The sequence below is a fragment of the Pseudonocardia endophytica genome (assembly GCF_004339565.1).
Classification (GTDB): domain Bacteria; phylum Actinomycetota; class Actinomycetes; order Mycobacteriales; family Pseudonocardiaceae; genus Pseudonocardia; species Pseudonocardia endophytica.
This window is the reverse complement of record NZ_SMFZ01000002.1, coordinates 812,509-826,079: the sequence shown is the minus strand read 5'-3', so window position 1 is coordinate 826,079 and position 13,571 is coordinate 812,509. Positions and strand designations below refer to the sequence as shown.

12 protein-coding genes are annotated in these 13,571 nt (G+C 70.8%); 7 read left to right on the top strand and 5 right to left on the bottom strand.

Going from position 1 to position 13,571, the window contains the following annotated elements:
• Positions 1-18: 18 nt before the first annotated feature.
• The 4 genes from EV378_RS22770 to EV378_RS22755 all read right to left on the bottom strand — a co-directional run bounded on the left by EV378_RS22770 (position 19) and on the right by EV378_RS22755 (position 3,226).
• Positions 19-609, bottom strand: coding sequence for a hypothetical protein (locus tag EV378_RS22770; protein ID WP_132429467.1), 591 nt, complete (start codon positions 607-609; stop codon positions 19-21).
• 276 nt (positions 610-885) lie between these two features.
• Positions 886-1,554, bottom strand: coding sequence for a cation diffusion facilitator family transporter (locus EV378_RS22765; RefSeq protein ID WP_132429465.1), 669 nt, complete (start codon positions 1,552-1,554; stop codon positions 886-888).
• Positions 1,551-1,910 (bottom strand): ArsR/SmtB family transcription factor, encoded by a 360-nt coding sequence (locus EV378_RS22760; protein ID WP_207908835.1) that lies wholly within the window; start codon positions 1,908-1,910, stop codon positions 1,551-1,553. The genes EV378_RS22765 and EV378_RS22760 overlap by 4 nt, the downstream gene beginning before the upstream one ends.
• A gap of 17 nt (positions 1,911-1,927) precedes the next feature.
• A complete protein-coding gene (locus EV378_RS22755) occupies positions 1,928-3,226 on the bottom strand; it encodes an HNH endonuclease (RefSeq protein ID WP_132429463.1) in 1,299 nt (432 codons plus the stop codon).
• A 222-nt stretch (positions 3,227-3,448) separates the two neighbouring features.
• Between EV378_RS22755 and EV378_RS22750 the strand changes: the two genes are divergently transcribed.
• From EV378_RS22750 to EV378_RS22740, 3 genes are all read left to right on the top strand, one after another.
• Positions 3,449-3,889, top strand: coding sequence for an ATP-binding protein (locus tag EV378_RS22750; RefSeq protein WP_165922431.1), 441 nt, complete (start codon positions 3,449-3,451; stop codon positions 3,887-3,889).
• A 162-nt stretch (positions 3,890-4,051) separates the two neighbouring features.
• The gene (locus EV378_RS22745; protein ID WP_132429459.1) at positions 4,052-4,264 is read left to right on the top strand and encodes a hypothetical protein; all 213 of its coding nucleotides are present in this window, start codon (positions 4,052-4,054) and stop codon (positions 4,262-4,264) included.
• 2 nt (positions 4,265-4,266) lie between these two features.
• Positions 4,267-4,635 carry an MmcQ/YjbR family DNA-binding protein gene (locus EV378_RS22740; protein WP_132429457.1) on the top strand — a complete coding sequence of 123 codons (369 nt, stop codon included), beginning with the start codon at positions 4,267-4,269 and terminating at the stop codon, positions 4,633-4,635.
• Positions 4,636-4,693: 58 nt separating this feature from the next.
• Here the strand turns inward: EV378_RS22740 and EV378_RS22735 are convergent, their stop codons facing one another.
• Positions 4,694-5,647 carry an acyl-CoA desaturase gene (locus EV378_RS22735; protein WP_132429455.1) on the bottom strand — a complete coding sequence of 318 codons (954 nt, stop codon included), beginning with the start codon at positions 5,645-5,647 and terminating at the stop codon, positions 4,694-4,696.
• A gap of 127 nt (positions 5,648-5,774) precedes the next feature.
• Between EV378_RS22735 and EV378_RS22730 the strand changes: the two genes are divergently transcribed.
• The 4 genes from EV378_RS22730 (at position 5,775) to EV378_RS22715 (ending at position 13,566) form a co-directional block, all read left to right on the top strand.
• Complete coding sequence (locus EV378_RS22730) at positions 5,775-6,806, top strand: LLM class F420-dependent oxidoreductase (protein ID WP_132429453.1); 1,032 nt, start codon at positions 5,775-5,777, stop codon at positions 6,804-6,806.
• Positions 6,807-6,888: 82 nt separating this feature from the next.
• Positions 6,889-8,517 (top strand): flavin-containing monooxygenase, encoded by a 1,629-nt coding sequence (locus tag EV378_RS22725; protein ID WP_132429451.1) that lies wholly within the window; start codon positions 6,889-6,891, stop codon positions 8,515-8,517.
• Between the two features lie 172 nt (positions 8,518-8,689).
• The gene (locus EV378_RS22720; protein ID WP_132429449.1) at positions 8,690-9,469 is read left to right on the top strand and encodes a hypothetical protein; all 780 of its coding nucleotides are present in this window, start codon (positions 8,690-8,692) and stop codon (positions 9,467-9,469) included.
• Positions 9,470-9,624: 155 nt separating this feature from the next.
• On the top strand, positions 9,625-13,566 hold the full coding sequence (locus tag EV378_RS22715; protein WP_132429447.1) for a multifunctional oxoglutarate decarboxylase/oxoglutarate dehydrogenase thiamine pyrophosphate-binding subunit/dihydrolipoyllysine-residue succinyltransferase subunit: 3,942 nt from the start codon (positions 9,625-9,627) through the stop codon (positions 13,564-13,566).
• Positions 13,567-13,571: the final 5 nt, after the last annotated feature.

Here is a 13,571-nt window from a genome sequence, read left to right as displayed (position 1 = left end):
GGAGTGCGGACAGCCGGTCTAGCGATCCCGTTCCTTCTTTTCGAAGATCGCCCGCAGCTCCCGGCGACGAACTCGCTCCTCGCTGGCCCAGCGGCGCCTGTCTCGCCAGCTTACGGCCTTCCGGCGAGCCTTGATGACGTCCGTAGGGACTGCGACGGTGTAAAGGGCGTCCAGCATGCCGTTCGTTGCCTTCTCGAACCGCTGACGGGCCACTTCCCGAGTCTCCTGCTCGGCCATGCCGTCGTTGACTGCCTCGTGCGCGAGGATCACCTCCTCAATGGGCTTGATCAGGCGATCGTCGTCAGTCAGTAGCCGGACCCGCATCGAGAAGGTGCGAACCCTCAGCGTGATGGCCTCATGCGCCTCCATAGCGTCGGCGGCCGCCTCGCCGCGATCGATCTGGGTTCCGAGGTTGCCCACCGACACGCCGAACTCGTACAGAGCGGTGAGGAGTTCTGCCGCTTCCTTCCTTAGCTCGGTCCGCGTGGCATCGATGCGCTCGCGATCCTGCTTCGCCCGGTCGCGACGTCCCGTGAAGTACAACGTCACAGCGACGCCAAGAAGCGCGGCCAAGCCCCCCGCGAGGGGAAAGTACTCGCTGATCGGCATGTGCCCCTGTCGACTCCGTCGGTCCGGTCCGTCATGACAAAGAACGACCGCATCCCGCATGCGGTTCGGGTGCTGGATGGCATCGGCAACCCCACGTCCCAGACCGACCCACCACACGGTTACGTAACCGGCGCGGAACACATCGACCAGTCCGCACTGATGCTGACTGGTTTTCCCAGCTAGAGCGCATGATCAATTTCGCTGGAGCGGGTCCTGAAGAAGGACCTCCGCAAGCCGTTCTGGGAAGGACGCGACCGCCGGACCGTGTAGCCCGACCTACGAGCAGCGGTCGTCGGCGCAGCCGTCGTCGGACGCTCCGGTCACCGGCGGAGCGCAGCAGACGTCACCACGCCAGGCGTTCCGTCCCTCGCGCACGGCGAGCACCGCCAGGACGAGCGCCGCGACCGGATCCGCCCACCACCAGCCGAGCGCCGCGTTGAGGACCAGGCCGACCAGTACGGCCGCCGACAGGTACGTGCACAGCAGCGTCTGCTTCGAGTCCGCGACCGCACTGGCCGACCCCAGCTCGCGCCCGGCACGACGTTGCGCCCACGACAGGAACGGCATGATCGCCACGCTGATCGCCACGAGCACGATCCCGACCGTCGAGCGCTCCGCCTCACCGGCTCCGAGCAGCGAGCGGACGGACTCCACGCCGACGTAGGCGGCCAGGGCGAAGAACGAGAACGCGATGATCCGTAGCGCGGCGCGCTCCCGTCGCTCGGGATCCCGGCCGGAGAACTGCCAGGCCACCGCGGCGGCAGAGCTGACCTCGATCACCGAGTCCAGACCGAACCCGACCAGCGCGATCGACGACGCGACCGTCCCGGCCGTGATCGCGACGACCGCCTCGACGACGTTGTAGGTGATTGTCGCGGCGACCAGCAGCCGGATGCGGCGGGTCAGCACCGTGCGCCGGTCCGCGGTGACGCCCGCGGCCGTCACGACGCCTCCCCGGCAGCCGGGACCGGGTCGCCGTAGACGGGGCAGAGCGCGACCGCGTTCCCCGTCTCGGCCAGGACCCGCTCCGCGCTGCGCAGGAGTTCGATCAGCTCCGGGCGGGTCAGCCGGTAGTAGGACTGACGGCCCTCGGCGCGGAAGTCCACGAGCCGGCAGTCATGCAGACACGACAGGTGCTTGGAGACCGTCGACTGCGCCAACCCCAGATGCCTGGTCAGGTCCACCACCCGAGCCTCACCGGCGGCCAGCCGAGACACGATCGCCAGCCGGGCCGGCTCCGCGAGGGACCGGAACAGGGCCACCGCCGGCATCGTGTCCTGTTCACCACCATTCATCGCCATGGAGCGATGATAGCGACTCATGTCGATGCATCTGCCGCCACAGAGGCGATCCGGTAGAGGTAGGTGTGACCGGTCGGGGCGGTGGTGAGGACACCGTCGGGGACACGTTCGACCTCCCAGTCGGGGAGTTCGCGCAGCAGGTTGTGGAACTGGCAGGCGCCGCGCCCGAGGTCGAACGTGGTGGGTCCGCCGTCGGCGGCGCGCACGACGTGGTCGATCTCGCGGGCGGGTGCGTCGCAGTAGGACTCGGCACAGCGCCATCGGTCCCGCGCCCGGATCAGCTCGGCCAGGAAGCCGGAGAACCTCCGCCGCCGGGAGTCGCCGCCGATGACGACCCCGGCGCGGGTGAGCAGCCGCCGCCAGGCCTTCTCGCCCGCGGTGGTGGTGATCAGGTCGGCCGGTACGGGCCCGCATCCGGGGATCTCCGCCGGGAGCGGACTGTGCGGATCGATCAGCGCTTCGAGCGGCACCACGATCTGCACTTCGACGTTCACATCGTTCGCAGCGGCTTGTCCGGTGACACGTTCGACGAGGGTGTCGGCCATGACCTGCCCCCGCGACCGGGTCAATGGTGCCGGGTCGACGGCCACCTCGGTGAACGCTTTCTGCAGGGCGGCCAGGCACGCGGCGCCCTGTTCGGCGGGCAGGCGGGCGGTCAGGTCGGTCATCCCGTCCGCCGCGGGCCGCAGGGTGACGCGTCGCCCTGTTCTGGCGGCAATGCAGCGGGCCCGGAACTTCGCGGGCGCCACCTGCGCGGCCAGTCGCTTGGCGAGCTCACGCAGCTTCCCGACCCCGCGTCCGTCGCGACCGTCGACACCGTCGGCGCGCAGCAGCCGGTCGACTTCGGCTCGTTCGGCGGGATCGAGATGGGAGGTCTCGGCGACGATCGCCCGGACCTTCTGCGCGGACAGCTCCCCTGCGTGGCCGAGCCCGCGGACGCGGTCGAGGCCCTGGTGCAGATCCCGGGCCACCCGCACGCGGGTACGACCCTCGGTCGGGGAGACCCGGCAGGCAAGCCCGATCTGGCCGGCGATGGTGCGGTCGATCTTCTCCGGCTCGGTCAGGCCCTTCTCGATCTGGTGCGCGGCCTCGGCACGCGCGAACGCCCGGATCCACTCGGCCTGCGCAGCCTGAGCGGTGGCGATCGCGGCCTCGAGCTCGGCGATCCCGTCGATCAGCTCGGCCCGCTCCACCCCGTGGGGGGCGATACCCGCCAGGTTCTCGATCGAGGCCCGGATCAACCGCGGAGCGGACGCCACGAGATCACTCGGAGCGGGCCCCGGCTCGACGGCCGGGTGCTCGGCGGCGTCGGTCATGTCTCAATCTTACTCGAACATACGTTCGAGTGCCACCGTTGGTGAGGACGCCGTCTGCTGGACACCGTCTGCGGGCGCGAACGCATGTCGCGAGATCGGGCGCGCTGCTCCGCGAGGCGCCCGTCAACGGCCCGACGAGGCCCGCTGCGCCGCGTCCGGGCGCCGGGTTCAGAGCGGGGTGGTCCGATCCGGCGCCGATGCGCCGGGTTAAGGTCCGACGGCATGTGCAGTGGCAAGGAATCCTGCCTGTTCCTGCTCGACCCGATGCCCGGCGCCGACCGGCCCGCTCGTGAGCACCTGCGCCCCTGGCTCGTCGAGCAGGGCCTCGTCGAGGACGAGGTCCACGACGTCCTGACCGCCGTCACCGAGGCCGTCTGCGGTGTCACGAACGCGGAGCGGCGAGAAGGGCGCGGTGAGCCCGTCCAGGTCAGCGCCGTGATCGAAGCCGACACGTACGGCGCACTCGGGGTCGCCCTCCGGGTCGTCGACCAGGGCACGATGCCGCTCGCCCGCGGAACCGTCTCCCACCTCGTCGACTACGGGCAGACGATGATGCGCGCGGCCATGGACGAGGTCACCACGACGTCCGATCCCCACGGCGGCACCGTCATCGCCATGCGTACCCGGCCCCTGCTGCGGCGTCGCCCGGGCACGGCCTGCTAGACGGTCCGCGCACCGACAGCGGGCGGCGCACCGTTCGGCCAGGCCGCCGTTCGCGGCCCGCCGGTGGGGACGGGCCGCCGCGCCGCCCCACCAGCCGTCCCGACCACGCTGCCCGACCACGATCGACGAGCGATCCGCGCAGCGTCCGGCGACACTGGGCTCATGACGGACCCGTGGGTGTGGCCGGACGACTGGACATGGCCGGAGAACCCCGGCGAGCAGGGCGCCGTCGATCTCGCCCATCACCTCGAGCAGGCCGCGCGGGCCCTGCGCGAGGGCCGCGCGTCGGTCCGTCGCAGCGCCACGAGTACGACGACGGGCGGTCCGAACCGGCTCGACGTCGACCTGACCTGGTCGCCGGCCGACCCCGCCTGACGATGCCCGCCGCGGCGCTGACCCGGGTCAGGGCGCTGTGCCTCGCGCTGCCGTCGGTGACCGAGGCTCCGACGCACGGTGCTCCGACGTGGTTCGCGGGCGGCCGCCGGTCGTTCGCGAAGTACGTCGACCCGGCCGAGCACCACGTCGACGAGGAGACCGGTCCCGCGCTCTGGGCCGCCGCGCCCCCGGGAGCCCGCCACCAGCTCGTCGCGGCCGATCCCGAGCGGTTCTTCGCGCCACGCTTCGGCGGGTCGGCATGGGTCGGCGTGCGGCTCGCACACCCCGACTGGGCCGAGGTCGCCGAGATCCTGGAGGACGCGTACCGGCAGGTCGCGCAGCGCCATCTCGTCGAGCGCATCGGGTCCTGACCCGGACACGCCACGGGCCGCGCATCCGTCGGATGCGCGGCCCGCGAGAAGAGCGACGTCAGGCGGCCTTGCTCAGCTTCTCCAGACGACGGGTCGTTGGCCAGCGCACGTTCGTCGCCCACCCCAGGCGCTCGAACCCGCGGATCAGCATCGCGGAGATGTCGATCTGGCCCCTCTTGACGCCGTGCCGGGCGCAGGTCGGGTCGGCGTGGTGCAGGTTGTGCCACGACTCGCCGAACGAGAACACGGCCAGCCACCAGACGTTGGCCGAGCGGTCGCGGGCCGCGAACGGGCGCTCGCCCCAGATGTGGCAGATCGAGTTGATCGACCAGGTCACGTGGTGCAGGAACGCGACCCGGACCAGGCCGGCCCAGAAGAACGCGGTGAACGCGCCCCAGAAGGACATCGTGACCAGTCCGCCGATCAGGGCCGGGCCCAGCAGGCTCGCGACGACCAGCCACGGAAACAGCTTCTGGATCTTGACCATGTCCTTGTCGGCCAGCAGGTCCGGGATGAACCGCTTCCGGTTGGTCAGGTCGCGGTCGAACAGCCAGCCCATGTGCGAGTGCCAGAAGCCCTTGGCCAGCGCGGCCGGGCCGGTGCCGTAGAGCCACGGCGAGTGCGGGTCGCCCTCCTTGTCGGAGAACGCGTGGTGGCGGCGGTGGTCGCCGGTCCAGTCCAGGACGCCACCCTGCAGCGCGACGCTGCCCGCGACGGCCAGCGCGATCCGCAGCGGGCGGTTGGCCTTGAACGATCCGTGCGTGAAGTACCGGTGGAAGCCGACGGTCACGCCGAGGCCGCTGATCAAGTAGAAGACGACCGCCAGTGCGATGTCGAGACCGGTCAGCCCCCATCCCCAGGCGAACGGGACCGCGGCGATCAGTGCCAGCATCGGGACGGTGACGAACACACCGACCAGGACGGCGGCACCGGTCGGACGGATGCCCTCGGTCACGGGCGCGGGGCCGGACTTCGGGGGAGCGGGAGCCGGGGGCGCGGCTTCGATCGTCATGACTCCACGAAACCGGATCGCCGAGCCGCCGACAGTGCGGTAATCCCCCCTATCCGACGTCGGGTTCCGGCCCGGCTGTGAGCTGCGCAACTTGACTCGCCGGTAACTTGTCCGCTATCCCCTCGCTGTGAAGCTCTCGACTGTCCTCCCGTACGGCGACGACCCGATCCGCAACGCCGACGCCGTGATCGAGCTGGAGAAGGCGGGCCTGGACGCCGTCTGGGCCGCCGAGGCGTACAGCTTCGACGCCGTCTCCCTGCTCGGCTACCTGGCCGCGCGCACCGAGCGGATGGAGATCGGCGCCGCGATCCTGCCGATCTACAGCCGCACGCCCACGCTCACCGCGATGACGGCGGCCGGCCTCGACGCGCTGTCCGGCGGCCGGTTCAACCTGGGCCTCGGCGCGTCCGGGCCGCAGGTCATCGAGGGGTTCCACGGCGTGCCATACGACAAGCCGGTCGCCCGCACCCGGGAGATCATCGAGATCTGCCGCAGGACATGGCGTCGCGAGCGGGTCACGAACGAGGGTCTCTACCCGATCCCGCTTCCGGAGGGCCAGGGCACCGGCCTCGGCAAGCCGTTGAAGATCATCAACTACCCGAAGCGAGCGGACATCCCGATCTGGGTCGCCGCGCTCGGCGAGAAGAACCTGGAGATGACCGCGGAGCTGGCGCAGGGGTGGCTGCCGCACGTCGTGCTCCCGGAGAAGATCCGCGAGGTGTTCGGCGCCTCACTGGACGCGGGGCTGGCCAAGCGGGACCCGGAGCTGGGGCCGCTGCAGATCACCGGCGGCGGGATCTGCGCGATCGAGGAGGAGATGTTCGAGCCGGCCCGGCAGGCCGCGCGCGGGCTGTACGCGCTCTACATCGGCGGCATGGGCGCCCGCGGGCGGAACTTCTACAACACGGCGTTCCAGCGCCAGGGCTACGAGGCCGAGGCGAAGCTCGTCCAGGACCTCTACCTGGACGGCAGGAAGGAGGAGGCGATGGCCGCCCTCCCGGACGACTTCATCGAGAAGGTCACGCTGATCGGGCCGGAGGGGCACGTGCGGGAGCGGATCGCGGCCCTGCGCGAGTCCGGCATCACCTACCTGCACGTGAACCCGATGTCGCCGAACACCCCGGCGCTGTTCTCGAAGCTGAAGGAGTGGATGTCGTAGGGGCTCGGCACGCAGGCGGAGGCGGCGGGGTGGGGACAAGTTGGCCTTGCTCACGACCTCCGCTCCGTGGTGAATTGGGTTCATGGAGCCCGAGTTCGACGCCGTCGTGATCGGAGCCGGGTTCGCCGGCCTGTACATGCTCCATCGCCTGCGGAAGCTGGGGATGCGAGCGGTCGTCCTTGAGCAGGGCGACGGCGTCGGCGGCACCTGGTACTGGAACCGGTACCCGGGCGCGCGGTGCGACTCGGAGAGCTACTACTACTGCTACTCGTTCTCGAAGGAGCTCGAGCAGGAGTGGACGTGGACCGAGCGCTACCCGAGCCACCCCGAGATCCGGGCCTACCTGGAGCACGTCACCGACCGGTTCGGCCTGCGCGAGGACATCCGGTTCGGCGTGCGGGTCACCGGCGCCGGGTTCGACGAGGACACGCGGACCTGGACGGTCGACAGCACGTCGGGTGAGCTCCGGTGCCGGTTCCTGATCACCGCCGTCGGGTGCCTGTCCACGGCGAACGTGCCGGACATCCCCGGCCTGGACTCGTTCGACGGCCGCTGGTTCCACACCGGGCGCTGGCCGCACGAGGGGGTCGACGTGCGCGGGCGGCGGGTCGGCATCGTCGGTACCGGATCCACCGGCATCCAGGCGATCCCGGTCGTCGCCGAACAGGCCGCGCACCTCACCGTGTTCCAGCGGACGGCGAACTACTCGATCCCGGCCCGCAACGGCCCCCTGGCCGCCGCCGAGTCCGACGCGTACAAGCGCGACTACGCCGAGATCCGCGAGGTCCAGGCGAACTCGACGAACGGGCACCCGTTCGTCGTCTCCACGCAGTCGGCGCTGGAACCGGAGCCCGCCGAGCGCGAGCGGATCTACGCCGACGCGTGGGAGCGCGGTGGCCTGCGCTTCCGTGCCGCGTTCTCCGACGTCCTCGCGGACGCCGACGCCAACGAGACGGCGTCGGACTTCATCCGGGACCGGATCCGCGAGGTCGTCGACGACCCGGAGACGGCCGAGAAGCTCGTCCCGACCGACCACGGCTTCGCGACGAAGCGCCCGCCGATCGACACGCACTACTTCGAGACCTACAACCGCGACGACGTCGAGCTCGTCGACGTGAGGGCGACGCCGATCGAGGAGATCGTGCCGGAGGGCGTCCGCACCTCCGACGGCGTGTACGAGCTCGACGACATCGTGTTCGCCACCGGCTTCGACGCGCTGACCGGCCCGCTGCTCGGGCTGAACCTGACGGGGTCCGACGGGACGTCGCTGCGGGAGCTCTGGACGTACGGCCCGCGCACCTACCTCGGCCTCGGGATCCACGGCTTCCCGAACCTGTTCACGATCACCGGCCCGTTCAGCCCGTCGGTGCTGACGAACATGCCCACCAGCATCGAGCAGCACGTCGACTGGATCGCCCGCTGCCTGGAGCACCTGCGTGCGCAGGGCGTGGACCGGATCGAGGCGGAACGTTCCGCCGAGATCGCCTGGGCCGAGCACACCCAGGAGGCGGCCGACGCGACGCTGCTGCCACGGGCGTCGAGCTCCTGGTATCTGGGCGCGAACGTGCCGGGCAAGCCGAAGGTGTTCATGCCGTACGCCGGCGGGTTCGCGCGCTACACGCGCACCTGCGACGAGGTGGCCACCGACGGGTACCGCGGGTTCGTCCTGACGCCGGCCGGACGACCGGCCGACGAGGCGCTGGCCGGGTAGCGCAACGGCGTGTGCTCCGGGCTACTCGGTTCGGGTGCACTACGGTTGCGCCACCCGGCCGTGTCGGCGGGGCCGGGTCACAGGAAGTATCCGGGTAGCTCCACAATGTGTGACGTCGTCCACGGGTACGCCCACGAACGGTCGCGGGCCTCGAGGTGAGGAGGAGCGCACGTTGCTCGAGCTGGCCATCCGGACCTCCGACGAGCCGATCGCGCCCGGGCAGTACCGCCACCTCGCGACACACGCCTGGTGGATGGGGACCTTCTTCGCCGGCGACGACGTCCACGTGCACTACTCCGAGCACCTGCTGCAGCAGTGGACCCCGGCCGACCCGGCCGAGGACTGGCTGCTCGACCGGGAGCTCACCGGCCGGATGGTGTGGCTGTCCGGGAACGGACCGGCCGCCGTCGACGCCGGGTTCGATCTCGCCGACCACTGGCCCACCGGCCGCTTCCGCGCCCCGCACGGCGACTTCTACGCCGAGCTGAACGGCAACGAGCCGGCCGCCCGGCCCGGCAGCTGGGCCCACCCCACGCCCGCGTTCCTGTCGGCGCTCCCGCGCGAGCCGGAGGCGCTGCTGGAGCGGCTGATCGCGGACAGCCCGCCCGGCCGCGGCTACACCGGGCCGTTCCCCAGCGCGGTCGACGCACTGCGCACCTGCCGGGTCCCGGCCGGCGTCCGCGCCACGATCTACGCCGCGCTGCGGCTGCTGCCCGCCGTCTCCGTCGCCGAGGTCGCCGACCTGGACGGCGAGCTGCATCCCGCCCTCGTGCACGACGACGGCCCGGTCCGCAGCGAGCTGCTGATCTCCCCGGTGGACGGCCAGTACGCCGGCGAGCGGGACACCGTGCGCCGCCCGCCCCGCGTCGGTCCCCCGGTCGGGACCGTGATCGCCGAATCGGCCGTGTCCAGCTCCGTCGTCGACGGCCTGGGCGCGCTGCCCGGCTTCTGACCGCTCGGGTGCGCGCGTGTCCGGTGCGTCCGAATCGATCCCGGTCCGTCGACGGAATCGAGTGAGGGCCGACGCACGCTCCGGGGCTCGCCCGAGGGGACTAACCTGGACACAGGAACAAGTTCCGAGCAGCTGAACAAGGCGGTTGACGTAGCGTGTCATCGAGCAGTACCTCCCATCAGGCGAGCGACTTCGGTCCGAACGAGTGGCTCGTCGAGGAGATGTACCAGCGCTTCCAGGAGGACCCGGACGCGGTCGACCCGGCGTGGCACGAGTTCTTCGCCGACTACTCCCCCGGCGGTAACGGGGTGCCCGGCGCCGAGGCCGCGGCCGGCGGGTCCACCGGCTCCACCGGGTCCGCGGGTTCCAACGGCTCCACCGACGACGCCACCGGGCGCGGCGCCGCCGTGGCCGCCACCTCGTCCGGCGGCGTGAGCCACGGCACCGCGACCGAGGACGACGCCTCCGGCGACAAGACCTCCGCGCCCGCCCAGCGCGCGGTGCCCACCGACGCTCCCCGCACCGGTGCGGCCTCCGGCTCTGCGGCCGACATCCCGCCCGCGCCGACGAAGCGCACCGAACCCGCCGAGCCGGGCGAGCGCCGCCGGGCGGAGGACATGCCGAAGAGCCCCGATGGGGCCGCGAGCTCCGCAGAGGGCCGGAGCGGCAAGCCTGCGGCGGGCAGCACGTCGCAGGCCGCCGCCAAGCAGGGCGACGCGGGCGGCGGCAGCACGACCACGCAGCTGCGGGGCGCGCAGAACGCCGTGGTCAAGAACATGACGGCCAGCCTCGATCTGCCGACCGCGACCAGCGTGCGCGCGGTGCCGGCCAAGCTGCTGGCCGACAACCGCATCGTGATCAACAACCAGCTGCGGCGCTCGCGCGGCGGCAAGCTGTCGTTCACGCACCTGATCGGTTACGCCGTGGTCAAGGCGCTGGCCGACTTCCCGACGATGAACCGGCACTTCGCCGAGACCGACGGCAAGCCGACCGTCGTCACGCCGGAGCACGTCAACCTCGGTCTCGCGATCGACCTGCCCGGCAAGGACGGCAACCGGTCGCTCGTCGTCGTGTCGATCAAGGCCTGCGAGACGCTGTCGTTCGCGCAGTTCTGGGCCGCCTACGAGGGCATGGTCGCCAAGGCGCGCAACGGCAAGCTGACCGCGGAGGACTTCCAGGGCACGACGATCAGCCTGACCAACCCGGGCACGCTCGGCACGAACCACTCGGTGCCGCGCCTGATGCCCGGGCAGGGCACGATCGTCGGTGTCGGCGCGATGGAGTACCCGGCCGAGTTCCAGGGCGCGAGCGAGGAGCGCCTGGCCGAGATCGGCATCAGCAAGATCATCACGCTGACGTCGACGTACGACCACCGGATCATCCAGGGCGCCGAGTCCGGCGACTTCCTGCGCCGCGTGCACGGGTTGCTGCTCGGCGCGGACGGCTTCTACGACGAGATCTTCACCTCGCTGCGGGTGCCCTACGAGCCGGTCCGCTGGGTGCAGGACATCCCGGAGGGCGAGGTCGACAAGACCGCCCGGGTCCTCGAGATGATCGAGTCCTACCGGACGCGCGGCCACCTGATGGCCGACACCGACCCGTTGAACTACCGCCAGCGCCGCCACCCCGACCTGGACGTGCTCAGCCACGGCCTGACGCTGTGGGACCTGGACCGCGAGTACGCCGTCGGCGGTTTCGGCGGCAAGCGGCACATGAAGATGCGCGACGTGCTCGGCCTGCTGCGCGACTCGTACTGCCGCACGATCGGCACCGAGTACATGCACATCGCCGACCCCGAGCAGCGCCGCTGGCTCGAGGACCGGATCGAGGTCCCGCACCAGAAGCCGGACCAGACCGAGCAGAAGTACATCCTGTCCAAGCTGAACGCGGCCGAGGCGTTCGAGACGTTCCTGCAGACGAAGTACGTCGGGCAGAAGCGGTTCTCGCTGGAGGGCGGCGAGACCGTCATCCCGCTGCTGGACGCCGTGCTGGACAAGGCCGCCGAGCACGAGCTCGACGAGGTCGTCATCGGCATGCCGCACCGCGGCCGGCTGAACGTGCTGGCCAACATCGTCGGCAAGCCGATCAGCCAGATCTTCCGCGAGTTCGAGGGCAACCTGGACCCGGGCCAGGCGCACGGCTCCGGCGACGTGAAGTACCACCTCGGGGCCGAGGGCAAGTACTTCCGGATGTTCGGCGACGGCGAGACGAAGGTGTCGCTGACCGCGAACCCGTCGCACCTGGAGGCCGTGGACCCGGTGCTGGAGGGCATCGTCCGGGCCAAGCAGGACATCCTCGACTACGGCGACGGCGGGTTCACCGTGCTGCCGCTGATGATGCACGGCGACGCCGCGTTCGCCGGACAGGGCGTCGTCGCGGAGACGCTGAACCTGGCGCTGCTGCGCGGCTACCGCACCGGCGGCACCGTGCACGTCGTCGTGAACAACCAGGTCGGGTTCACCACCGCGCCGGAGCACGCCCGCTCGTCGCAGTACTGCACGGACGTCGCGAAGATGATCGGCGCGCCGGTGTTCCACGTGAACGGCGACGACCCGGAGGCCTGCGTCTGGGTGGCCAAGCTGGCCGTCGAGTACCGCGAGCGCTGGCACAACGACGTCGTGATCGACATGATCTGCTACCGCCGCCGCGGGCACAACGAGGGCGACGACCCGTCGATGACCCAGCCGTCGATGTACGACATCATCGACGCGAAGCGCAGCGTCCGGAAGATCTACACCGAGTCGCTGATCGGCCGTGGTGACATCACCATGGACGAGGCCGAGCACGCGCTGAAGGACTTCTCCAACCAGCTCGAACACGTCTTCAACGAGGTCCGCGAGCTGGAGCGGACGCCACCGGTGGTCTCCCCATCGGTCGAGGAGGAGCAGACCGTCCCGGCCGACCTGGACACGTCGATCCCGCTGGAGATGGTCCACCGGATCGGCGACGCGCACTCCCAGCAGCCGGACGGCTTCACGATCCACCAGCGGGTCAAGCCGGTGGTGGCCAAGCGGGAGAAGATGTCCCGCGAGGGCGACGTGGACTGGGCGTTCGCCGAGTTGCTCGCGATGGGCTCGCTGGCCGTGGACGGCAAGCTGATCCGTCTGTCCGGTCAGGACTCCCGGCGCGGCACGTTCGTGCAGCGGCACTCGGTGCTGATCGACCGGCACAACGGCCAGGAGTACTACCCGCTGCGCAACCTGGCCGAGGGCCAGGGCCGGTTCCTGCCCTACGACTCGGCGCTGTCCGAGTTCGCCGCCGTCGGGTTCGAGTACGGCTACTCGGTCGCGAACCCGGATGCGCTGGTGATGTGGGAGGGCCAGTTCGGCGACTTCGTCAACGGCGCCCAGCCGATCATCGACGAGTTCATCTCGTCCGGTGAGGCGAAGTGGGGCCAGCGCTCCGACGTCGTGCTGCTGCTGCCGCACGGCCTGGAGGGCCAGGGCCCCGACCACAGCTCCGGGCGCATCGAGCGGTTCCTCACGCTGTGCGCGGAGGGCTCGATGACGGTCGCGCTGCCGTCCGAGCCGGCGAACTACTTCCACCTGCTGCGCCAGCACACGCTCGACGGCGTGCGCCGCCCGCTGGTGGTGTTCACACCGAAGTGGATGCTGCGCGCCAAGCAGGTCGTGAGCCCGCTGTCCGACTTCACCGGCGGCCGGTTCCGTCCGGTGATCGACGACCCGGAGTACCGCGGGCAGGACGGCCCGTCGTCGTCGGTGGACAAGGTGCTGTTCTGCAGCGGCAAGATCTACTGGGAGCTGGCCGCGGCCCGCGACAAGCGCCGCGAGAACGGTGACAGGTCCGTCGAGAACACGGCCGTCGTCCGGGTGGAGCAGCTCTACCCGATGCCGGAGCGGCAGATCGCGGCCGTCCTGGAGCGCTACCCGAACGTCGACGACGTCCGGTGGGTCCAGGAGGAGCCGGCGAACCAGGGCGCCTGGCCGTACTACGGCCTGGAGCTGCCACAGAAGCTCCCGGACATGCCGCGCCTGACCCGCGTCAGCCGCCGCCGGATGGCCGCGCCCGCGGCCGGCAGCTCGAAGGTGCACGAGGTCGAGCAGCAGGAGCTGATCGACAAGGCGTTCGCCCGCTGATCCGG